We start from the raw sequence: 23661 nt of genomic DNA, 5'->3' as shown, positions 1-23661 counted from the left end.
TACAGGTTATAAACAGTTGTCAAAAAAAATACAATCCATACGCGGCATGAACGACTTGCTACCCAGCGAATCGGCGCTGTGGCAATACTTAGAGCAAACGGTTGCCAATGTGGTCGGCCGCTACGGCTATCAAGAGATACGCTTTCCTATCGTTGAGCAAACCGAATTGTTTAAACGTTCCATAGGTGAAGTAACAGATATCGTTGAAAAAGAAATGTATACCTTTGCCGATCGCAATGATGAAAGTATCACCTTGCGGCCTGAAGGCACGGCATGTTGTGTACGTGCCTGCTTGCAGCATGGTTTATTAGATAATCAACAGGTACAGCGCCTGTGGTATAGCGGCCCTATGTTTCGCTATGAAAAGCCGCAAAAAGGTCGCCTGCGCCAGTTTCATCAAATTGGGGTTGAAAGTTTTGGTATGGCCAGTGCCGATATCGATGCCGAAATGATTATCTTAACCGCTAGGTTGTGGCAGCAATTAGGGGTTAGCGATGCCCTAACGTTGCAACTTAACAGCATAGGCAGCCTAGCAGCTAGAGCTGCCTATAAAGACGCTTTAGTGACGTATTTAAATGCCCATATTGAACAATTAGATGAAGATAGCGTTAAGCGTTTAACAACTAACCCACTGCGTATACTAGACAGCAAATCGCCAGAAACTCAGGCGTTATTGAATGATGCACCCTCATTGGTGGATTATTTGGATGAAGAATCCAAAGCCCACTTTGCCGAGTTAACCGCCTTACTAGATGTGGCTGGCGTAGCCTATACCCTTAACCCTCGTCTGGTGCGAGGCTTAGACTATTACAGTAAAACCGTATTTGAGTGGGTGACAGATAAGCTAGGCGCGCAGGGCACGGTCTGTGCGGGTGGTCGTTACGATGGCTTAGTCGAACAGTTAGGCGGCAAGCCTGTAGCGGGTATAGGCTTTGCCATGGGCATAGAGCGTTTATGCTTACTGTTAGAAGCTACCGCAGCTATCCCCGCTAGTATTAATGCTGCGCCTGATGTTTATGTAGTGGTAGCTGGTGACAAAGCCAAGTTAGCGGCGGTGGCTTTGGCAGAGCAATTACGCAGCGAGCTTCCTAATTTAAAACTGGTCACCCACTGTGGTGGCGGTAGTTTTAAAAGTCAGTTTAAAAAAGCCGATAAGAGTGGTGCTGCCATTGCCTTAGTAATAGGTGATGATGAAGCCGAGCAAGCGTTGGTCAATATCAAATGGTTGCGTGCTGATAAAGAGCAGCAAACCCTAGCGCAATCAGCTGTCGCAGCATTACTGTCAGCTGAATTACTATAACAACTACCTTGTGAATAAAATTGGACGAGTAGAACCATGAGCACAGATTATCAAAACGACGAAGAGCAAATCGAAGCCATAAAAAGATGGTGGAAAGAAAATGGCAAGTCCACCCTAACCGGTATTGCCTTAGCGATAGCTGCAGGGTTTGGTTGGCAGGGCTGGCAAAAACAACAGCAAGAAAGCGCCTATGCAGCGTCTTCGGCTTATCAAAATTTATTAGCAGTAGTGGCTAAAGACCAAGCGCCATTGAATGATGAGCAAATGGCTACTGCCAATTACTTGGCCGATAAGGTTAAGAATGATTATGCTTCCTCATCCTATGCGCAATTAGCTGCTTTGTATAAAGCGCAGTTGGCAGTAAAGGCCAGCAACCTAGTAGATGCAGAAACAGAATTACGCTGGGTGTTAGCGCAGTCACCAACGGCCGAAATTAAGGCGCAGGCGCAGTTGCGTTTAGCCAAGGTTTTATTAGCTACGGAAAAATACCCGTTGGCCCTGGCCGAGTTGGCGCAGCCTATAGTGGGCTTTAAGCCTTTGTATGCCGAGCTAAAAGGTGACATCTTGTTAGCGCAAGGTGATGAGGCGGCCGCTAGGGCGGCCTACCAGCAGGCTAAAGACTTGGCTACAGCAACAGCTGGCGTCAGCGCCAACAATTTATTAGAGCTAAAAATTCAGCAACTAAAAGTCGCTGAAGGGGTATAGCTACATGATGCAAAAGCCAGTCGCGACATTTATTTTACTGCTCAGCGCCATACTATTATCGGCCTGTAGCTCTTTTGATGATGAAGAAGAGTTAGTCCCTGCCGAGTTAATTGATTTTAAAGCAGAGATGCAATTTGATCGCCAATGGAGCCAGTCTGTAGGCGATGGCCAGGGTAAATTATATAACCGTTTACGTCCCGCTCACGATGGCAACATGATAGTGGTGGCTTCTGCTGATGGTGAGGTTGAAGCTTTTACTTTAAAGGACGGCGACTCTTTATGGGATGTGGATGTAGACGCGGAAGTCAGCGGCGCAATAAGCATAATCGGTGACGAAGTCTTTATCGGTACATTGACCGGTGAGGTGATTGCCCTAAACAAAAACAACGGCAAACAGCTGTGGAAGGTGAGTGTACAGTCTGAAGTGTTAGCGGCGCCGGCGGGTGATGGCCAATTAGCCTTTGTGCAAACCTTGGACGATCAACTCCTGGCATTAAATGCCAAAACCGGTGCGCGAGTATGGTCTTATCGCAATACTATGCCGGTATTAACCTTACGCGGCACCAGCACACCTTTGTATATGCGTGGCGTGGTAGCAGCCGGATTTGCCAACGGTAAAATGGTAGCGTTTAACTCGGAAAACGGTTCGGTGTTGTGGGATGCTCGCATTGCCGCCAGCACCGGTAATTCAGAAATAGAGCGCATAGTTGATATAGATGGCGATCTGTTAATGGAAGACAACACCTTGTATGCGGTTAGCTATCAAGGTGCGATTACCGCTATAGATCCTGCCAGTGGTAGCCGTAAATGGTCACGGGAAGCCTCTAGTTACGTCAGCATGGGCTATGGTTTTAATAATGTCTACGTAGCCAACCAAGAGGGCAGCATAGTTGCCTTTGCCAATAACGGCCAAGGCGTGCGCTGGGAGCAAAGTGTGCTTGCCAGACGCCAGTTAACTGGGCCAATAACTTTGGGTAACTTTGTTGTGGTCGGTGATTTTGAAGGGTATTTGCATGCCTTTTCTCAATTGGATGGTCATTTAGTGGCGAGAATTAAAGTGGATTCCGACGGTCTACGTTCACGTTTAGTTGTGCATAACGATGTGCTTTATGTTTATAGTAATGACGGTACCCTTGCGGCCTATCGTCTGGTTAAAAAGTCTAAAGGCTTTTTCTCCTCTTAGTGGAATAAAATAGATGGTTCCTGTAATCGCTTTAGTTGGGCGTCCGAATGTGGGCAAGTCCACATTATTTAATCGCTTAACTAAAACGCGCGATGCCTTAGTGGCAAATTTTCCCGGCTTAACTCGCGATAGAAAATATGGCGAAGCTCAATTTGATGATCGTCACTACATAGTGATAGATACCGGCGGTATTACCGGCGAGGAAGAGGGTATAGATGCCGAAATGGCTGCCCAGTCTATGCTGGCCATAGACGAAGCCGATGCGGTGTTATTTCTGCTGGACTCGCGCGCCGGTTTAACCACTACCGATCACGTCTTAGCTAAACATTTACGAAAAATTGAAAAGCCCATTTTTTATGTGGCCAATAAAATTGATGGCGTAAATCCTGATGTCGCGATGGCCGATTTTTATAGCCTAGGGGTTAAAAAAGTTCATCCCACTACGGCTACTGATGGCAAAGGCGTGCGTCAGTTATTAGAGGATGTGTTTACCCACTTCCCTGAAAGCGAGCAAGAGCCTGAGCCTGACGATGGCGAGCGCGGTGTAAAAATCGCAGTAGTAGGGCGCCCTAATGTGGGCAAGTCTACCTTGGTTAACCGCATGCTGGGTGAAGATAGAGTTATTGTTTACGATCACCCCGGCACTACCCGAGACACTATCTATATAGATTATGAGCGTGAAGGGGTTAAGTACACCCTAATCGATACCGCTGGAGTGAGGCGCAGAAAAAACGTTAGAGAAGCGGTAGAGAAATTTTCTATAGTAAAAGCCTTAAAAGCGATAGATGATACCAATATAGTGATTCTGGTATTAAATGCTCATGAAGGTATAGTTGATCAAGATTTACATTTATTAGGGCACAGCATAGATGCAGGCCGCGCCTTAGTGGTTGCTATCAATAAATGGGACGGCTTAGATGCCGATCAAAAAAATCGTATTAAGAGTGAGCTGGATCGCCGTTTACAATTTATCGATTTTGCTGAAATACATTTTATTTCGGCCTTGCATGGCACTGGTGTCGGCCATTTGTATGAATCTATAGATAATGCCTATAGGTCATCTACGGATAAGCTGCAAACCCATAAGCTAACCCAAATTCTTGAAGCTGCTGTATACGATCACGCACCGCCTATGATCAATGGTCGTCGTATTAAATTACGTTACGCACATGCCGGCGGTTTCAACCCGCCGATCATTGTAATACACGGTAATCAAACTGCTAAAGTCCCGGCCAGTTACCAGCGTTACTTGGAAAAAACCTTTCGCAGGCAGTTGGATTTAGTCGGTACGCCTATACGCATAGAATTTAAATCTGGCGATAACCCCTATACGGATAAACAGGGTGATTTAACCCAGAAGCAATTTGATAGAAAAAGACGTATCAAACGCCAAGCAGTTAAAACAGCCGCTAAAAACGCTGATAAGAAAAAACCAAGCCGTTAGGCTGATGCTGTGGTTTAGCTTAGGAGGCTAGGGGCAACTTTGGATTTAAGTTTACTGCATGCGTTTATACTTATAATTACCGGTATCGTTGCTGGTGTTATCAATACCTTAGCCGGTGGTGGTACTAACTTAACCCTACCGGCTTTAATGATTATGGGTATGCCGCCCGAGGTGGCCAATGCCACCAACAGGGTAGGGGTTTTTCTACAAAACATAGTTGCCTTGTTGGGTTTTAAAAAACATAAAAAACTTCCCACCGACGATATAGGCCCGATCTTAATCCCTACTATTTTCGGTGGTTGCCTAGGCGCTATAGCCGCTGCTTTCGCCCCCTCAGAAATTCTCAAGCCTTTATTATTCACAGCCATGATTACGATGACATTAATCATGCTGTTTAGGCCAAATATTATCTCGCCACCCGTAGGCACCGTGCCGTATAAAGTAAAAGAGCGGCCATCTTCTTGGTTGTGGTTAACTGTGGCTGGTTTCTACGGCGGTTTTGTACAGGCCGGTGTGGGCTTTATTTTAATTACCGCCTTGGCAGGTACACTGCGCTATGACCTAGTGCGTACCAATGCCTTAAAAGTCGTGTGTGTTGCGGTATTTACCGGTATGGCCTTATTGGTGTTTATTTATCAGGGCTTAATTTGGTGGGTTCCAGGTTTGGTGTTGGCGCTGGGTACTATGATAGGTGCCCATGTGGCGGTTAAGTTCGCGATTAGTGCTAAGCCTGCCACTTTGAAATGGTTTTTATTTGTGATGACGGTGTGTGGCGCGGTGGCGGCTTATGTGTTTGATTGATGAAAGCCGCATTTGTGTTACAAAAGAAATGTATTAGCCAATGGCTGAAGCAGAAATAAAAAAGCCGATCATTGAGATCGGCTTTTTTATTATATGGTGTCCAGAATATAATTTGAACCGCCACAACATTGTCCCCATCATCGCCAAAAGACTTTTATGATTCATGCGTGATTTTTTATTCTAGCTGCAGCTGTGCAAAACTTAGTTGGCTGCTAGGGGGGAGGGGTTGTTGTCGGATTCCCAATAAAAGTGACCAAAAGCAGCAGGCAGCTATCCCTGTAATTCTTATACTGAATATTTATTTTATAAGAGGGCTAGTCTATGGCAGGGTCTCGACTAAATCAGCAGCTACTCCACTATAAGCAGCTACAACAATTTGTTAGACAGGTGTTACTAGCCGTTTCGACTCCGGAAGATATAGCCGACTACCTAGCGTTGGCCCTGATTAATAGCAATTTACGGGGGGCCGATTCCCATGGCATATTGCAGTTGCCTGCCTATATTGAGGATGCTGAGCAGGGCGATATTGACGTTGCAGCTAGGGCCAGCCTAAGTCAAGACAGTGGCGCTATGGCTAGTTTAAACGGTAACCGTGGCTTTGGCATATTTGCGCTTAAACAGGCGGGAGAGCTTGCCATACAGCGTGCCCAGCAGTACGGCTGCGCCACCATTAATCTGCGTAATTGTAGCCATACTGGGCGTTTAGGGGAAGTTGCTGAGCAGTTGGCCGAACGCGGGTTTTATGTGCAAATTATGGGCGGTGGCGGCCGCTATAAATGGCCGGGAGTCGTGCCCTTTGGCGGTGTCGAACCGGTTTTTAGCACCAACCCTTATGCCTATGCTATGCCCGCTGGCAAGGCTGGCCCAGTGGTGATTGATTTTGCCACCAGCGCTGTATCAGAGGGTAAAGTTTCAGCTTATCTCGCTGCGGGCAAATCCTTAGAGCCAGGTTCAATTCTGGACAGTAGAGGCCAGCCCAGCACTAACCCTCATGATTATTTCAACAGCGGTGCCCTGCTACCGGCGGCCGGCCACAAAGGCTATGGCCTAGCATTAATTGCCGAATTGATGGGCGATGCCGCTCTGCATTGTGAGCCGGAAATGAATTGGATGCTGCACGCCATAGATTTAAAACAGTTGCGCGATCAACAGCTGTACAGTGAAACCGCTGACGCTTTGTTGGCCCAGATTACAAACTCGACACCGGTTGATGGCAACCAAGCAGTGCTGATCCCTGGCCAGCGTGGTCGCAAGATTGCCGAGCATAGGCGCGAAGCTGGCATACCTATACCTGCCGATCTAATGCGCAGGCTTAATGAACTCAGGGAAAAGTGTCAATTGCCCCCAGAGTTACTGCAAGCGTCTTAAGGGAATTTGCAATGTTTAAAATATGTATGACGGATTATCAATTTGCTACACCCGATTTAGAATATCAGTGGTTTACCCAGTCTGGCATTGAGTTTGTCGCGGCCCAGTGTCAGAACACTGAGCAACTGTTGTCTTTAGCCAAAGATGCAGACGGTATTATCAGCAGCTATTTTAAAATAAGCGCTGACATTATCCAGCAACTACCAAAGTTGAAATGCATTTCTAGCCTCGGTGTTGGGGTTGATCATATAGATTTACCAGCGGCCAAGGCGGCCGGTGTTATGGTTGCCAATGTGCCCGATGCCTATACTGAAGAGGTCGCGACAACGGCGTTGGCAATGGCTCTGTCGCTAATTAGGCATCTACCGTTTTTGCACGACTCGGTAAAACAAGGGCATTGGGATTATCTGAAAACGGGTTGCATGCAAAGACCTTCTGAAATGACCTTAGGTATCGCCGGTTTTGGTAAAATTGGCCGTAGTTTTGCCAAACTTGCCCAGCCATGCTTTGGCAACGTTATAGCTTTTGATCCTTTTCTGGCTGACGAACACTGGCCGCCGGATGTGCAGCAGATGACAAGTCTTTTAGCCTTGGTCGAACAGGCGGATGTATTATCTTTGCACATGCCGATTAACGCCGATAATTATCATTTGCTGGGTCGAGAATTATTGGCGGCGATGAAGCCAGGCTCCTATCTGATCAATGTCGCCCGCGGTGAATTAATTGATAGCCAAGCGTTAACGCAGGCGTTGGACTGCGGCCACCTAGCAGGCGCTGCGCTAGATGTATTGGAGCATGAGCCACCCTTAAAAAATGATCAATTAGTGGTGCACCCTAGGGTATTAGTTAATCCTCATGCCTCTTTTTATTCAACCGCATCTGAGCGTGAGGCGCGCTATAAAGCGGCGCATAATTTGATAACTTGGGTTAAAACCGGGCAGCCAAACTACCGTGTAGTGTAATTGAAGGTGATACCTATAGGCTAGGTGGTATGCCTTTGGAGACCATGACCTCGGTACCATTAGGAGAGGGGGTATAAAGACTTTATAAGCTGGTGCCGCGGGTTGTAGCTCGGTTTAACGCGAGATAGTCATAATCAGGGGTGTTGCTTACCAGCCCAAGTGGTCACGTATTTTAGCGGAACTAAGGTTTTGTGAGCGCTCGAAACCCTGGCAGTAAGCGCCGTATTTTTGGGTCCAGTAGTCAATGGTTTTTATCTCTATATCCGTGTCAACGGCGTGGCGCTGGGCCAGTTTTTTAGCCAGTTCAAACACTGGCTGAGCCTCGATCTCGGCGACATTATAATACTCACCAGCTGGGGCGCGGTCTAAGGCTAGGTAATAGGCCTTAGCTAAACGCTGGCGATCAACTAGTGGCCAAATCAAGTCGTTGGTGCAAGGCATAGCTACTCGGCCGGTAGACGCGAACTCTTGTTTGAGCAGCTCAGGGATATGGTCGGGGTCGTCGGTGACTATGCCCGGGTGCAGGCATATACCGCGCACGGCTTCGCTGTTGCACACATGTTGTGAATGCTGTTGCAGCCAGGCAAACATCGGTAATGGCGAAAACGGTGTTTGTTCATTAAGGGGGGCCTTGGGCGAGTTGGGATAACACCAAGTGCCGCCTGTATAAAGCAGGCTGCGCTGACGATATTTACTGCTCAGCCCGGTGATCAACGCCTGAATTAAGTTCTTATCAATCTCGGCCATATTGTGATCAAAGCCACAGGCCATATGAATTACTGCGTCGTATTGGGCTAATTGCTTGCACCATGCCATCGGCGCACTAATGTCGCCGCGAATTACGGTGGCGCCTAAGTTCTCAGCCTGCATAGTACTACGCGGGCTGCGGCATAATAGGCTCAGTTCGGCACCTCGTTGCTGCAGCTCAGTGCACACCGCGCTGCCGATAAAGCCGCTGCCGCCCAATATCAAGACCTTCATAGCGTTTGCCTGTGGTTCAAAAACGGTAGCTGTAAACTTAGTATTAAAAGCTACAGTTAAATGGATAAGTTGTTATTTAGCGACAGTTAATATTTGAAATCGCGTTTACTAGACGATTTCCAATAAATTTTTATCGGTATCTAGTCGTAAGCGCACCCCGTTCTGTAGTTTTTTTCTATCCTCTATTGATACGCTGTCTAGCAGGGGGATTTTAAGTAAGAGGGCTGCAAATACTAATACGGTCTCAGGGCTTTCAATAATCATGGCGGCGGGCAAGTTACCATTTTCTTTTAAGGAAAATAAACCTTCATCCTGGACTACAGCACTGCCTTTACCGCTGGGAAATACCAGTATTTTTCCGGCCAGTGAAACGCCGTCTAAATCATGCCCCTTGTCTCTTAAAATACCGGTTTTAGGTTCGGTTACATAAAAACAAATATCATCATTACTGCAAATGACTTCAGCTTCGGCGTATCCTCCGCTAATAGTTCTAAAGCTAATGACTGAGCTCATATTAACACTCTCCAGCGATAGCAGCGGTAATACACTGTTCCAGCGGCATCACTTTAAAATCTATATCTTTAACGGAATTATAAAATTTTGCCTTAAGGCTATCGGTCAAGCCGCGTTTGCCACTTAGGCGTCGATCCCAAACCGGCATGTCGGAGCAGCTGCCACCCACAATATGGCCTCCCGCAGCTTCTATCGTCGTGAGATAACCCATTTGTTCGGCGCTAGAGCGAGTTTGTGGTGAACTTAAAATCCACAGTTCTATGCCGTTGGCTATATGCTTGCCGTGTAGAAGATGAGCGACAAGTTTGATTTGTTCAAGGCTGTAATGGGCGCAGCCAAGCATTACAAAATCGAATTTACCGTTATGAAAGTCACTCATATCCTGACGTAGTCGATCGAGATCTTGCTGGCTGACTGTAATCGTTCGATCGGGATTTTTACCTCCAAAAGCGCTGGCAAGATCCGGTGCTTCAGGGGTAAAGCCGACGATGTGTAACATGGCAACCGCTGCGCTAACATTTAGGTCGGTACAAAGATTCAGCAGTTCTTCGGGTTTTGGTTTGTCGGGTAGGCCTTCAAAAACAGGAATACCATTACCCATTTTCTTACCGCAGACAAAACCCAGTAAACGATAGTCGAAGGCATCTTTTAACTTGGCTTCGACTTTGATATGCACATTGCCTTTACGGTTTTCGTCTAGCAATAGACCGTGCAGCGGCACTCGCCCGGTAATGGCCGCGGCCAGTGCTGATTTGGCCGATTCTCGGTTACTGCGTGCGCCAAGAATACCATTGACATAAGGCACCGCACTGGATTCAGAGAAAGCGACTATTTCATTAAAACGAGGAACATTGGCTTCTAATTGCGGGGTGCAATTATAGCTGGGGTTCAACCCGATTTCTAAAAAACGCGCTTTAACATCGGCCACCAGTTTTTTATTTTCTTCGGGCTCTGGGTCGTCGATTTTGTCGAAGTACTCAGCGTCGTAAATAGGGTTGGTGGTGGCGATAACATTTAAGTGGGCGCCATCTTTAAGCAGATCACTGACAAACCAATTGTCGCCTCCTAAATGGGTTAACGGAGCGTGAACTCTTTCGATTTCAACCATGCATGATGCATTGAACGCCTCGCCAAGCTGGACCTGATAGCCCAGGGCTTTGGCGGCTCCTTTACCATGCTTACCGGCCAGCATATCTTGTTCGTATGACGTTAGTTTCATATTTCAGCTCTTGGCACCCGCTTTTATTTTAGGGTGTGGCGACGTTGAAAATTCTGCGTTCACACCCTGCGTTGATTTATTTAGATTGAATAATCAAAGCGTCTGCAGCAACTACACCACTGCCTTCGGGCAGGATCATCAACGGGTTTATATCCAGCTCCAACAGTTTATTCCAATTGGCTTCGGCGTAGTGGGCAACAGCCATAACGGCATCAATTGCAGCTTCTAGATCACCTTTTTTCTGGCCTCGGAAACCGCCGATTAGCTTTGCCACACTCAATGAGTTAATGGCGTCTTTGACAGCTGAGCGCGAAGTGGGCAACAGTAAACTGACACTATCGGCTACTAACTCAACTAAAATCCCACCGGCGCCGATGATCAGAGCGGGGCCAAATTGATCATCGCGATTAATGCCAATAATTAATTCCGCCAAGCTTCCTGCAACCATGCTTTCGACCAGAAACTGGGTCGCGGGTACACCAGCTGCCGTGGTTGAGGCGATGATGCTATCGGCAGCGTCAGCAACGTCCTCAGCATTGTTGAGCTTGAGAATCACAGCGCCCATATCGGATTTATGCAAAAACTCAGGCCCCACTGCTTTTAGCACAACGGGGTAGCCGGCTTTATCGGCAATTTCTGCCAGCTGTGATTTAGTGCCAACCCCACCGGCTGGAATAGTCAGCCCAAATTCTTTCAGTGCAATTTTGCTGTAATACTCATCGATAACTTGGCTGTCAACATCGGCGCCGATGTGTACCTCGGGGAAGCGCGGCAGGGTGATTTGCTGCTGCTTACTCTGGTAATGTTTTAATGCAGCGGAGTAAGCAAACAGAGCATCATCAAAGCCCTGCAAAGGCACGACACCATGGCTGATAAGGTAACTGCGTAATTCCTTTGGCAGTAATTCGCTGATGGTACACACCACAAAAGCGGGGATACCGGTGGCCTTATGTGCTGCGATAAAAGCATCTAGGGTCATTATCCATTCAGCCACTTCCTTAGCAACTTCTTCGCCGTTCACGGTTGGGTGATCGTAAATCAAAAATGCAGCATCGTGATTACCCGACATGGCGGCGGTAAAAACGTCTGTTTGCGCCGCTTGGTCACCCCATATGGACGTATTGTAATCAAAAGGATTGGAAATCGTGACATAGTTGGGCAGCTGGCCACGTAACTGATCAATTTGTGCTGGGCTAAAGGGTAGCATTTCTAGATGATGCTCTGGCACTAGATCTGAAATCATCGCAGCTTCACCGCCGGAACACGACAGGCTAAAAATATTATTGCCGCGTAGTGGTGGGCTAGTATCGAGTAATTTTAATGTTTCTAGTAGGCGATTTAAGGAATCAACCCTGATTACTCCAAGACGAGTAAAAAGCGCATCGTATAAAGTATCTGAACCTGCCAGCGAACTGGTATGGCTGGACGTTTGTCGGGCACTGGCTTCGGTTTTACCAACCTTGAGCACAACAATAGGCACGCCTTTGGCCATGGCCTTGAGCGCCGCTTTAGAAAACTTTTCTATATCATCAAAGCCTTCAACATACATGCCTATAGCGGTGACTCGTTCGTCTAGCAGCAGCGCGTCTATATAATCCCCCGCCCCCATTACCGCTTGGTTGCCGGTGGCAATGACGTAAGTGAAATTAACCGAGCGCTGATTCATGGTAAGGTTCATGGCAATATTGCCACTTTGGGAAATAAGTGCTGGACCTTTTGCTACCGGGTCGCCGCCGAATAAATACGGCCACAGGGCACAGCGCTCCATAAAATTGACAAAGCCAAAACAATTGGGGCCTACCAGAGGCATATTACCCGCCGCTGCAATCAGTTGGTCTTGATAGTCTTGGCCCTCTTCACCCACTTCGCCAAAACCTGCCGCGTAGCATACACAGCCACCCGCACCGATACTGGCCAACTGTCCTACTACGGTGATGCTTAGTTCGCGATTGATGCCGATATAGGCCGCATCGGGCGCCGACGGTAGGTCGGCAATTGAGGCATAACATTTATAACCGGCTAGCGTTTCACGTTTGGGGTGAACCGGCCATATTTCGCCTTGATAGCCCATTTCGACACAGCGTCGGATTGACATTTCAGCGATGGAACCGCCAACGAAGGCAATGGATTTTGGTGAAAAAAGACGACCTATGTCTTGGGAGCGGATATCCGCCATTGCTGCACCTCTCATTATTCAATTTAAATGTTTTATAGCAGCTTGGGTCTTGTTCACCCATTTAAAGCCGGTTAATCAGTCGGTTTGCTACTACATTCAAGCAAGTACTATCTCTCCGATCGTGGAGCTATCATCGGCGAACATTAGGCTTATTAAATGTAGATTTTCGACGCAACTATAGGTTTTTGGTTGCCATTTTTTTCACCTTTCAATTTTTTGCCTGCTTAGTCAACGTTGAGTTGTAATGCTATCCATGGACAGTGTATTTGCGGCGGTGTGTGTGAAACTGCAGGCAGTGGCGTGTTAGAAATAGAGGACTATGAAATAGCTAGCTATGGTAAATACGGCTAGACCTTATTATGGCTAAGCAAAATATATAATTGGTCTAAACACTGTTAAATACAGCGTTAAAGCTGTAGCCATACTGCAATTAGTTTTTAGCCAGAGCTACTTATTAATACCGAGAAGATATTCTTTGCTTTTTTACGGTGAATTATCGAGCTAGGTTTAAATCGATTAAGGTGAAAATTAAACGTTCTATGCAGTGTTTACAAAGGGACGTACTTAATTAGATAGACAGTTCAACTGTTTTGTCGCCTGAGTATTTTAACTCGCGCGGTTAAATTAAAATATTGCTTCAGAGCGTGGCGAATAAAAATCATCAGTCAGCCTAAACCGTAAAGCGGGTGTCGAAAATATTCAGAATACGTCGAATAGTTACAACCAATGCCTAGTCGATAGGCTAATTATAGGATGGTGTTTTGTAATAGGACTATTTTGGAAAGTAACATTTGATTGTAATAACGAATTTAGTCGAAAGGAGAGATGATGAATTATAATAATTTTAAGAAAAAAATACTCGCTTCAATTATTGGTTCAAGTGCAGTAACGATTCCCACGTTAGTGATGGCTGAGGAAGGATTAATGCTCGAGGAGGTTGTCGTAACCTCTCGAAAACGTTCGGAAAGCCTGCAAAATGTGCCTGTGAGTATTCAAGCGCTGAATAGCCGCAAACTGGAAGCTCTGGGCATTTCAGGTTTTGACGATTATGTGTCAATGTTACCCAGTGTCACGATCAGCAGTCAGGGTCCAGGAAAGGCCGAAATTTATATGCGTGGAGCGGCAGACGGCGGTGACGGCAACGTTTCTGGCTCGCAGCCCAGTGTTGGTGTCTACTTGGATGAGCAGCCGGTAACCGCTATTGGGGCTAACCTTGATATCCATATCTATGACATTGAACGGATTGAAGCCTTAGCGGGGCCACAGGGCACGCTGTACGGGGCGAGTTCGCAAGCAGGCACTTTGCGTATCATTACCAATAAACCTGACAAAGAGGCGTTTGCGGCAGGTATCAACGTGGATGTTTCTACTACCAAAAGTGGTGACACAAGTCATACCCTAGAAGGGTTTGTCAACGTTCCCTTGGGCGACAGCGCTGCACTTAGAGTCGTTGCGTGGGACAAGGAAGAGGGCGGCTATATCGATAACGTAGCCGCTACACGAACCCTTCCTTTGTCGAACGGTCGTTCTGTCACTATAGATAATGCAGATTACCTTGAAGATGATTTCAATGAGCTCTCGAAGAAAGGCGCGCGCGCAGCACTGCGTGTTGACCTCGATGAGAACTGGGTGGCAACGCTGGGTATAATTACTCAGGATCAAGAAACAGAGGGTACCTGGGATCACGACCCTGCGGATGCCGGTGATCTGGAAATTCAACGTTTTCATCAGGATACTAGTTCTGACGAATACACCCAAGTATCGCTGGCAATTGAAGGTAACGTTGCCGGCCATGCTTTGTCGTACTCGGCTTCTGTAATGGATCGTGAGGTAGAGTATGAGGCCGATTATACCGAGTACAGCGAGTTAGCTTCATGGGTTCCCTTTTACGCCTGTGACTATTCTTCAACTCCCGGCAATCTCAATACAGATTGTAGCAGTACCGCTGAACATTATACCGATGACAACTCGTTTAAGCGTCAGTCACATGAGTTACGTCTGCAATCTCAAAATGAAGGTCAATTGAATTACGTAGTTGGCGTTTTTTATGATGACTCTGAGCATGATTATCTACAAGAATTTGTTCAGCCAGGTATGACCGAGGCCTATTGGGCGCGAGGTAAAAAGGATATTTATTACACCACTGATCAGGTTCGTACCGAGGAGCAAACCGCACTATTTGGTGAAGTGACTTACGACGTAAACGAATCGGTATCGGCGACTATTGGTGCCCGTAGATTCTGGAATGAAAGCAGCCTAGAAGGGTTTACTGGTTTTGGTAATAGCCCATATGGGGTTTTCGGTCAATTTAGTATCGACGACACGCAGAAAGAAAACGATACCATTTTTAAAGGTAGTGTCAGTTGGAATGTAGATGATGATCGCCTGTTATATGTAACTGTCTCTGAAGGTTATCGTGCTGGAGGTTTGAACCGCGACCCCAATGCCGGTGGTGGCTCTTATGATCCAGATTTGATTACCAACTATGAATTCGGTTGGAAAACAACTTGGAATGATGGGCGTTTACGCTTTAACGGTGCGGCATACTTTATGGACTGGGAGTCCATGCAATTTACCGTATACGACTTTGCTATTTCTACGGTTGGCAATACCTACAATATTGGTGCGGCTGAAATCAAAGGCCTAGAAGCTGATGTTACCTATATGATCTCGAAAAATTGGTCAATATCTGGTGCCCTTGCTTACAATGACGGAGAAACTACCGAAGGTTTTATTATTCCAGGTAATGCTGCTGCAACGGTTGAAAAAGGCACAGGCTTGCCTTCGGTTCCAGACTATAAAGGTAATCTGACAACTCGCTATGAATTTTCGTTGGCAGACAACGATGTCTATGCTCAGCTTAGTTACAGTTATAACGGCTCTGCGTACAGTGAGATACGACCTTCCACGCGTGTTGTTCAGGATAGTTATGAGCTGATTAATCTACGTACCGGTATTGATATGGGCAGTTGGGGCGTTGATCTTTATGTCAATAATCTAACGGATGAGCGTGCTGATATTAGTGCGGGAGTCAGGAACCAGTTTGAAAACTCCATTACAACCAATCGTCCTCGGACAGCGGGTGTGAAGTTTAAAATGAAGTTCTAATCGTATCGGCGTAGCCTGATGGATTTTCATTTGCCGGCCAGTCTGCCTGTTGGAGTGTATATTACTCTTATAGCTAGGCTGGCCATTGTCATTAATGGAGTAAGCGGTTTCGGCGTGTAAAAAAATATATGTTTAATCTTTGTTGGAGCTGACATGAGTATAGATCCTGATTTTATTACTAATGATTCAGAACTAGCGGTTCAACAGGCAATGAACTTGCTTCGAATGGGTCAGATTCAATTGGCCAGAAAACAGGCCGAAGCCGTATTGCAAGAAACGCCCGAAGAAATTGATTGCCAGTTAATTATAGCGGCGGCCAATAGAGCGCAGGGTGATTGTGTTCAAGCAATACAAGGTCTAAAAGACTTACTCTTCAAAGCGCCCAATTTTTCCTTGGCTCAGCAGGAACTCGGTTTTGCATACGCGGATGCAGGGCAGGTTATAGCCGGTATTAAAGCCTTGCAGCGAGCGGTAAAAATAAATCCGAAGTTAGCGACAAGCTGGCAAAAAATGGGCGAACTCTTCTTTGTTGACGGTGATGAGGTGTCGGCTGCGGAAGCGTTTAAGCGGCATCTTTTATTGTCTTCTCACGATCCAGAATTAATTCATGCGGTGAGTTTGTTTAGCGCTGGAAAAATTGCCCATGCGGAGCAAGCTTGCCGATTATTTCTCAAGAAAAACCCTAGCGATATTACCGCGATTCGCCTGCTTGCCGAGATAGGCCTTAAGGTTGGTGCACTCAATGATGCCCTACATTTATTAGAGCGTTGCCTGATATTAGCTCCCGAGTTTGACTTGGCGCGATTAACCTACGCCCATGTGCTAAACAAAAGCGATAAGCTAGAACAGGCACTAGTGCAAGTGAATCAACTGCTCGATGCCAAGCCCAATGAATACCCATTGTTGGTGTTACAAGCTTCAATTCTTGTGAAATTTGGCGATTGTCAGCCAGCCTTGGCTTGTTACGAAAAGTTATTGTCCAACTACACTCCTCAGCCAAAAATTGCTTTGAGCTATGCTCATGCCCTTAAAACTTCAGGTAAAGCGGCAGAGGCTATAGCCGCTTACCGTTTAGCGATTAGCTTGCAAGCAAGCTTTGGTGAGGCTTATTGGAGCCTGGCAAACCTGAAAACTTTTAAGTTTGAGGATGATGATATTGTGGCTATGCGTGATCAAATTGAGAGTCAAAACTGTACTGAAGTGGACTACTTTCATCTTTGTTTTGCGCTGGGTAAAGCACTTGAAGAGCGTAAGCAATACAGAGAATCTTTTTTGTATTACCAGAGAGGTAATAGGATTAAGGAAAAACTTGAAGTTTATGATCCTGAGAATACCGAGAATATTGTTAAGAGACAGAAGATGACTTGTAGTGCCGAGCTTTTATCCGCAGCGGCTGAATTGGGGTGCCAGTCACCGACCCCGATATTTATTGTCGGCCTGCCTCGTTCAGGATCCACTTTGCTGGAACAAATTTTGGCGACGCATTCACAGGTGGATGGCACTAAAGAGTTGGGCCATATTATTGGCCTGGCCCGCCGTTTAGGTGGCAAGAAAAAACATAAAGACGTCTCTCGTTATCCAGAGATTTTAGCGGAGCTAAGTGCGGAACAACTCAGCGAACTTGGCGAAGAATATATTAAGCAAACGGCTATTCAGCGGGGGGCAGCACCTTTTTTTATCGATAAAATGCCTAATAACTTCCTGCATATTGGTTTGATCAAGCTAATTTTACCCAACGCTAAAATCATTGACGCTCGCCGCCACCCAATGGCCAGTGGCTTTAGCGGTTACAAGCAACTGTTCGCAAAAGGGCAGGCCTTTACTTATAGTCAGGCCAATATTGGTCGTTATTATGGCAGCTATGTTGATGTTATGGATCATTGGGATCGTGTTTTACCCGGTAAGGTATTGCGGGTTCAATACGAAGAGGTGGTCGCCGATATTGAGCAGCAAGTACGTAGAATTCTGGACTTTTGTGGTCTGCCCTTTGAAGCGGGTTGCTTGGAGTTCTACAACAATCAGCGCCCAGTAAGAACCGCCAGCTCGGAACAAGTTCGCCAGCCCATCTACAGCGCTGGGCTGGAGCATTGGCGGCATTATGAACCCTATCTCGATGAGTTAAAGCAGAATTTGGGGTCAGTGCTGAGTCGGTACCCGCTAAGCTAGTGTCTGTATTTATCTATGCGCGACGCTGTGGTTACGCGAAAGGCGCGATTTTTAAACTTTACCCACCCCGTTCAAATGGCTTAAATGATAATTAAATAGGCTGGGCGCTGCAGATCGTGCAACGTCGCTTCTGTGCTATAGGGGATTAAACGGGAAAAAGTGCTGTTGAGCTGCTCTAGGCACCGATAGCAGGTGTGAGGGTTTTCTTCGATATTTATACGATGAAGACTAGTGCTAAGAAAGATGTTTTACGTTGTGATCGCGACCAATAATGGTTAATTTTGTAGGAGAGGTTTAGATGCATTTTGAAGTCCGTAAGTTGGCATATTACCGTGAAGAGATATGGATTGAAGGAGGGAAAAAGCTGGATAAACCTATTACCATGCTGGGCGTGGCGGCTATTATTAAAAATCCCTGGGCCGACAAGGGCTTTGTTGAGGATTTGTCACCTGAGATTAAGGCCGGTGCCTCGGAGATGGGCGAGCTGATTGTTTCACGCCTACTGGAGCAGTTAGGCAGTGGTGATGAAATTGAGGCTTACGGTAAATCTGCTGTTGTGGGTAGTGCGGGTGAAATCGAACATGGCTCAGCGGTAATTCACACTCTACGCTTTGGTAACCACTATCGGGACGCAGTTGCGGCGACCAGTTATTTAAGTTTCACCAATAAGCGCGGCGCACCGGGTTGCTCTATCCAAATTCCCATGATGCACAAACATGATGCGGGTGCTCGTTCGCACTATATTACCTTGGAAATGCATATTCCAGATGCACCTGCCTCTAACGAGATAGTTGTGGCGCTGGGTGCATCTACCGGAGGACGCGCTCACCCCCGTATTGGTGATCGCTATCAAGATGTGAAAGAGCTGGAAGCCGAAGCGCCTTGATATCAAACTTGATTGAATAAAATGCTCACACACAATCTACGTCAGTAGAGGTAATCATGAAATACTGTGCTGAATGCGGTAATAAAGTAACAAAAAAAGTACCAGAAAACGATACGGTACTTCGATTTGTGTGTGAGAGTTGTAACAAAATCCACTACCAGAACCCAACTGTTATTGCTGGTTGTATAGCAGATTGGCAAGGCAAGGTTTTGCTATGCCAGCGTGCAATCGCACCCCACATAGGCTCATGGACGTTGCCCGCCGGCTTTATGGAATATGACGAAGCCATAGAGCAGGCTGCTGTTAGGGAAGCTTATGAGGAGACTGGGGCCAAGATATCTATCGATTCTCTTTACGCGGTCTTTCATGTGGAGCAGATGAATCAGGTTTATATTATTTACCGTGGCACCCTAGATAGCCCTGAGTATCATGCGGGTATAGAGTCGATGGATGTAAAACTGTTTGAGCCTGCAGATATACCCTGGGATCAATTATTTTATCCGGCAATAAGGGATATTCTGCAACGTTTTAAAATGGACTTAGAGCGGGGTATTTCTAGTGTCTATTCCGGGTCTGCCGTGCACGGTAAAGTGATGGTGGTCGATCGCAACTTTACCTCGTAGCACCGTAATTTATTATTGGGTGCCTTTCTGAGGCCTAACGCTTAATTCACTTCGATTGATGTCCGCTGATAGGGTAATGCTCAACGGCATGTCAGGTTAGCTTGCCGCAAGCATATCCTTTGCGTATGCGGTCAATGTTATGTGAATACCCATCCTCGATAGCGGGGCTCTAACCGTGATAATGCCAGCGCAAGGCGCTTTATTGTCCGCCACTAATATTATCTTCTTGATATTGTATAGCTGGCTTGGCGTTGTTATTCGGGCGAATGCCGGCGAGGTTTGAGGCTGCCTTTATGGGTATTTCATTGAGTGATTTTGTCAGCGCAACCACCATGGCAACACCTACAAACAGCAATGGAAAAGAGGCGATAAGAAAACCGGATCGAATGATTTCCAAGCCCCCCACGTACATCATTAATATAGGTAATATCCCCAGAATACCCGCCCAAAACAGTCGGTGCCAGCGGGCAGGGCTGGAGCCAGCGGTGAGTTCTTTAGTGGCTGTTGAGGCAAGTGTGTATGACGCTGAGTCGTAGGTGGTAGCAACGGAAATAATACAGACCAAGGTAAACACTACCAGTACCAAGCTGCTGAATGGCAGGGTGGCGAAAATATTGGCGATGGTAACGTACATGCCATTGGCTACCTTGCTCTCGGTTACCGACATGATGCTGTTGAGTTCCAGCGACAGGGAATAGTTACCGATTACAAAGTAGAACGCCCAGCTGCCTAGCGTGCCAAACAATATCATGGATAGAACTACCTGGCGGATGGTTCTGCCGCGAGATATGCGGGTAACGAAGACGCCTATGGGGGGGGCGAAGGCAATCCACCAGGCCCAGTAAAAGACGGTCCATGTTTCGACAAACCCCGTCTTTTCTACGGGGTCTGTCCAGGTCATCATGCGAATGAAATTTTCCGCCATAACGCCAACAGTATTGAGGCTGCTCTTTAAAATAAAGAGTGTAGGCCCTGCGACGAGAATAAATGTCAGTAAGACCAGAGAAAGAATCACGTTCAGTTCGCTTAAGCGCTTGATGCCTTTACCAATACCCATATAAACACTGGCAGAAAAAAGGGCGATACAAACCAGCATAATCACCAGCTGTAATGTAAAAGACGTTTCTATACCCAGCAGCTCGGCGACACAAGCGGCAATAGTCGGCGCTATCATGCCCAGTGAGGATCCAGCGCCACCCAACAGCGCGAGCATGGCCAGCAGGTCGACCAGCCTGCCGGTGACACTATTGGCGGCGTTTGGGCCCAGTATGCTGTGTAGGGCTGTGCTGGCACGTAGATAGGGGATGCCTTTGGTGTAGAAGGGGTAGGCGATGGCAATGGTGGGTAGGGCGTAAAAACACCAAGCTGTGATTCCCCAATGGAAGGGGCCGTAGGCGGAAGCTATTTCTATGGCTTGGGTGGATCGAGGCTCAATACCGAAAGGAGGGGCAATATAGTACCCCGTCCACTCTATTCCAGCCCATACCAGAAGTGAGGCGCCAGTACCTGCGCAAAACAGCATACCGCCCCAGGCAAAGTTGGAAAACTCCGGCTTCTCATTGGTCTGGCTCAGGCGTATATGGCCGTGCCGACTCAGTGCCAGCCAGGCCAGATAAATAATGGTGAAAATACCAAACAATTGATAAAACACACTCAGGTTGTTAGAAATCCAGGAATAGAATTCAGAGATGAAGAGGTTAGATTTTTCTGGCATTAAGCCGAGCGGCAGGCAAATAGTCACAATCAGCGTTACTGCAACACCAAATAGGACGCGATCGACTCTTAACTTTTGCATTCATTATTCCTTTGTTGGTTGTTATTCGCGGGCCTGAGCCTGCTATTTATCATTATTGTTAGGAATGCTTGTTACCGATGCATTTCGTAAAAGACATACAGTAGCAATAATATCAGTGAATTTCGATCAGGTTTAAAGCAGAGTAACCTTTAAGTCCGGGTCGATTACTAACCAGCACCGATGTGATTAGCGGCAGGTGAAATCCTTTTTATGCCTTCTGTATAGCGGCTCAACCGGTATTACTGTCACCGCTGAAACTGATATGAATCCTCATTCAATGGGTTTTATAAAACGCCACCACATCATGTTGTGTCGGGATCTTTTAGAATTATTCATTTGCGACACAAACAACAAAATTTCGACAAAAGGCGTCGGCGCCTAAAAATTGAACCATGCGATAAGTGAAATCTACACCTACAAAATGTCGTTTTACCTTGGCTCAGCGCGCGCTACAGTTCAATCACAGCGTGGATACTCAGCTACTGCCGCATTCTGGCGAAGTGACCGCTGGGTGAGCCCGAAAAAATACCCGTCAATAAACCGCTAGGCCGCCAGCGACCGAATTGTAAAACCAGCTTCAGTTGGCAATTATATTTTAATCTCACTTCATTTCTTATAATTGTTCTTGAAAATAATGTCGAGTCACTACTTTGCTACTATTAGCAAACGTTTCTAAAAAATAAATTATAGAATCATAATGTATCACTCCACAAACTGCTTGTTAATCTAAGGGTGCAAGTTGAAAATACTATTTGATGCATGTGGGTATTTCCTGCTACGACTTTTCATCTTGGTTCAGGTTAAGTAGGGCATGGCTTGAAAAATGATTGCTAAGCTCGGCTTTCGTGTTTTTTAATATGTATCAAGGCGAGAGCCAAGAGCAGGATTGTCGAAAAAGTTGTTATTCTGTCGAATAACAACGCTACTCAAGGAGGATAATCTCTAATGATGGTTGCCGGGCAGCAATGTTTGCCAGCTATTAGTAAGTTCCCGGTTAAGGAGGGTTTTCAAGCAATTGGTTTTAACGCGGTATATAAACACTCAAAGAGGGACGGTATGAAAACATTGCGATCAAGATTACCGCCCTTGAAAAGCTTAATTGCTTTTGAAGCTGTCGCCCGACACCTCAGTTTGACCAAAGCCGGGCAGGAATTGTTTATCAGTCGAGAAGCTGTGAGCCGGCAAATCCGAATTTTGGAAGAGCATTTGGGTATTAAACTCTTTGATCGTTTGCATCGAGCCGTTGGTTTGACTAAAGCGGGTAAGGAGTTTTTGGCAGTGATCCAAGTCAGCTTGGAAAGCATTGCGGATGTTTCTGGGGCGATACAAAAAAAGACCCAACCTTTAAAAATAACAATATCTGCAACGGTTGCTATCTCTTCGTTCTGGTTAACATCACGTTTGATTAGTTACAAATCAGACTACCCACAAGCAGAGTTGCGCGTAGTTGTGTCGGATAAACCCGTAGATTTAAACGAATCTGATATTGATATTGGCTTTCGCTACGGTAATGGTCATTGGCCTGGCTTAACAGCCATTAAGTTGTTTGACATTACCTCGTTTCCGGTCTGTTCACCTGAGTATTTGAAAAAATCCCCACCTATTCGTTCCTCCATTGATTTGCTTGATCATAACCTTATTAATCTGGACGGTGAGATTCATGCGCATGAAGACTGGCAGTGGTGGTTAAAAGGGCATGGCGTGCCTCTGCCTGCTTCTTTTAAGACCTTGGGCTTTGATAATTATAATAATGTGATTCAAGTGGCTTTGGATGGGCAGGGAATAGCGCTGGGCTTTAGTGGCCTAGTGTCGGATTTATTAGCCGCTAATAAATTAGTTCAACCTTTAGATACTTCCTTGTCTCGCAGTGAGGCTGTGTATCTGGTATTGCCCAATCGTGTCGAGCAGTCAGAGCAGGCCAAGAGTTTTATCGATTGGGTATTGGAAGAATCTGAGCGAGTCAATTCGTTTTCCAATCCTACTGCGCCGCCGTTATTAGTATAGAGAGTTATTTTTTATTTTAAGTGATATTAAAATAGCGTGGATTCAAATCTGAAATGCATCAAGGCTTAAGCTGCTAGAGCAGCCCTGTGTGCACTCATTAATTGATCCGGCGTTTTGAATTCCAGATCTTTTCTTGGGCGAGAATTCAGCCGCTTTACTGCTCTCCTCACTTCCATCTGCGTTACTGTTTTCAAGTTTGTGTTTTTAGGAAAATACTGCCGTAACAAACCGTTGGTATTTTCATTTAATCCTCGCTCCCAGGAACTGTAAGGGTGAGCAAAGTAAACATCAGCTAATAGCGCCTTGCTAATTTTTTCATGGTACGCAAACTCTTTTCCGTTGTCAGCTGTTATGGTGTGAACAACGTCCTTAAATGGTTTGAGTAGTGCTATGGTCGCTTTGGTAACGTCAGCAGCGCTTTTATTGT

Annotated in this window: 18 protein-coding genes; 12 read left to right on the top strand and 6 right to left on the bottom strand. The window is 46.3% G+C overall.

The window, feature by feature from the left end; all coding sequences use genetic code 11:
* Positions 1-16 precede the first annotated feature (16 nt).
* The 7 genes from hisS (at position 17) to B067_RS0104745 (ending at position 7763) form a co-directional block, all read left to right on the top strand.
* Positions 17-1300: a histidine--tRNA ligase gene (gene hisS / locus B067_RS0104780; protein ID WP_026244418.1), complete on the top strand. Its 1284-nt coding sequence runs from the start codon at positions 17-19 to the stop codon at positions 1298-1300.
* A 36-nt stretch (positions 1301-1336) separates the two neighbouring features.
* On the top strand, positions 1337-2005 hold the full coding sequence (locus B067_RS0104775; RefSeq protein WP_019528922.1) for a YfgM family protein: 669 nt from the start codon (positions 1337-1339) through the stop codon (positions 2003-2005).
* 4 nt (positions 2006-2009) lie between these two features.
* The gene (bamB, locus tag B067_RS0104770; protein ID WP_019528921.1) at positions 2010-3188 is read left to right on the top strand and encodes an outer membrane protein assembly factor BamB; all 1179 of its coding nucleotides are present in this window, start codon (positions 2010-2012) and stop codon (positions 3186-3188) included.
* A 13-nt stretch (positions 3189-3201) separates the two neighbouring features.
* Complete coding sequence (der, locus tag B067_RS0104765; protein ID WP_019528920.1) at positions 3202-4632, top strand: ribosome biogenesis GTPase Der; 1431 nt, start codon at positions 3202-3204, stop codon at positions 4630-4632.
* Between the two features lie 39 nt (positions 4633-4671).
* Positions 4672-5433 (top strand): sulfite exporter TauE/SafE family protein, encoded by a 762-nt coding sequence (locus B067_RS0104760; RefSeq protein WP_019528919.1) that lies wholly within the window; start codon positions 4672-4674, stop codon positions 5431-5433.
* Between the two features lie 321 nt (positions 5434-5754).
* Complete coding sequence (locus tag B067_RS19660) at positions 5755-6801, top strand: Ldh family oxidoreductase (RefSeq protein WP_019528917.1); 1047 nt, start codon at positions 5755-5757, stop codon at positions 6799-6801.
* Between the two features lie 11 nt (positions 6802-6812).
* Positions 6813-7763 (top strand): C-terminal binding protein, encoded by a 951-nt coding sequence (locus B067_RS0104745; RefSeq protein ID WP_019528916.1) that lies wholly within the window; start codon positions 6813-6815, stop codon positions 7761-7763.
* Between the two features lie 147 nt (positions 7764-7910).
* Here B067_RS0104745 and B067_RS0104740 read toward each other — a convergent pair whose 3' ends face one another.
* The 4 genes from B067_RS0104740 to B067_RS0104725 all read right to left on the bottom strand — a co-directional run bounded on the left by B067_RS0104740 (position 7911) and on the right by B067_RS0104725 (position 12652).
* A complete protein-coding gene (locus B067_RS0104740) occupies positions 7911-8744 on the bottom strand; it encodes an NAD-dependent epimerase/dehydratase family protein (protein ID WP_019528915.1) in 834 nt (277 codons plus the stop codon).
* A gap of 108 nt (positions 8745-8852) precedes the next feature.
* Positions 8853-9257: an aconitase X swivel domain-containing protein gene (locus B067_RS0104735; protein ID WP_019528914.1), complete on the bottom strand. Its 405-nt coding sequence runs from the start codon at positions 9255-9257 to the stop codon at positions 8853-8855.
* 1 nt (position 9258) lies between these two features.
* A complete protein-coding gene (locus B067_RS0104730; RefSeq protein WP_019528913.1) occupies positions 9259-10476 on the bottom strand; it encodes an aconitase X catalytic domain-containing protein in 1218 nt (405 codons plus the stop codon).
* Between the two features lie 76 nt (positions 10477-10552).
* Positions 10553-12652: an acetate--CoA ligase family protein gene (locus tag B067_RS0104725; protein ID WP_026244417.1), complete on the bottom strand. Its 2100-nt coding sequence runs from the start codon at positions 12650-12652 to the stop codon at positions 10553-10555.
* An 828-nt stretch (positions 12653-13480) separates the two neighbouring features.
* Between B067_RS0104725 and B067_RS0104720 the strand changes: the two genes are divergently transcribed.
* From B067_RS0104720 to B067_RS0104705, 4 genes are all read left to right on the top strand, one after another.
* Positions 13481-15760: a TonB-dependent receptor gene (locus tag B067_RS0104720; protein ID WP_019528910.1), complete on the top strand. Its 2280-nt coding sequence runs from the start codon at positions 13481-13483 to the stop codon at positions 15758-15760.
* Positions 15761-15913: 153 nt separating this feature from the next.
* On the top strand, positions 15914-17926 hold the full coding sequence (locus tag B067_RS0104715; RefSeq protein ID WP_026244415.1) for a tetratricopeptide repeat-containing sulfotransferase family protein: 2013 nt from the start codon (positions 15914-15916) through the stop codon (positions 17924-17926).
* Positions 17927-18224: 298 nt separating this feature from the next.
* On the top strand, positions 18225-18812 hold the full coding sequence (locus B067_RS0104710; protein ID WP_019528908.1) for an amino acid synthesis family protein: 588 nt from the start codon (positions 18225-18227) through the stop codon (positions 18810-18812).
* Positions 18813-18868: 56 nt separating this feature from the next.
* The gene (locus tag B067_RS0104705) at positions 18869-19435 is read left to right on the top strand and encodes an NUDIX hydrolase (protein WP_026244414.1); all 567 of its coding nucleotides are present in this window, start codon (positions 18869-18871) and stop codon (positions 19433-19435) included.
* Positions 19436-19634: 199 nt separating this feature from the next.
* On the opposite strand, the gene B067_RS0104700 is transcribed toward B067_RS0104705, so the two are convergent.
* Positions 19635-21230, bottom strand: coding sequence for a BCCT family transporter (locus B067_RS0104700; protein WP_019528906.1), 1596 nt, complete (start codon positions 21228-21230; stop codon positions 19635-19637).
* Between the two features lie 945 nt (positions 21231-22175).
* Here B067_RS0104700 and B067_RS0104695 point away from each other — a divergent pair.
* Positions 22176-23234: a LysR substrate-binding domain-containing protein gene (locus tag B067_RS0104695; protein WP_019528905.1), complete on the top strand. Its 1059-nt coding sequence runs from the start codon at positions 22176-22178 to the stop codon at positions 23232-23234.
* Between the two features lie 65 nt (positions 23235-23299).
* Here B067_RS0104695 and B067_RS0104690 read toward each other — a convergent pair.
* The coding region (locus tag B067_RS0104690) for an IS30 family transposase (protein ID WP_019528904.1) at positions 23300-23661 on the bottom strand (362 nt) is incomplete at its 5' end.

The organism is Dasania marina DSM 21967 (assembly GCF_000373485.1).
In the GTDB taxonomy this organism is placed as follows: domain Bacteria; phylum Pseudomonadota; class Gammaproteobacteria; order Pseudomonadales; family Dasaniaceae; genus Dasania; species Dasania marina.
Note: the sequence above shows the minus strand (reverse complement) of the source record. Positions and strands in the feature narration are given on the sequence as shown.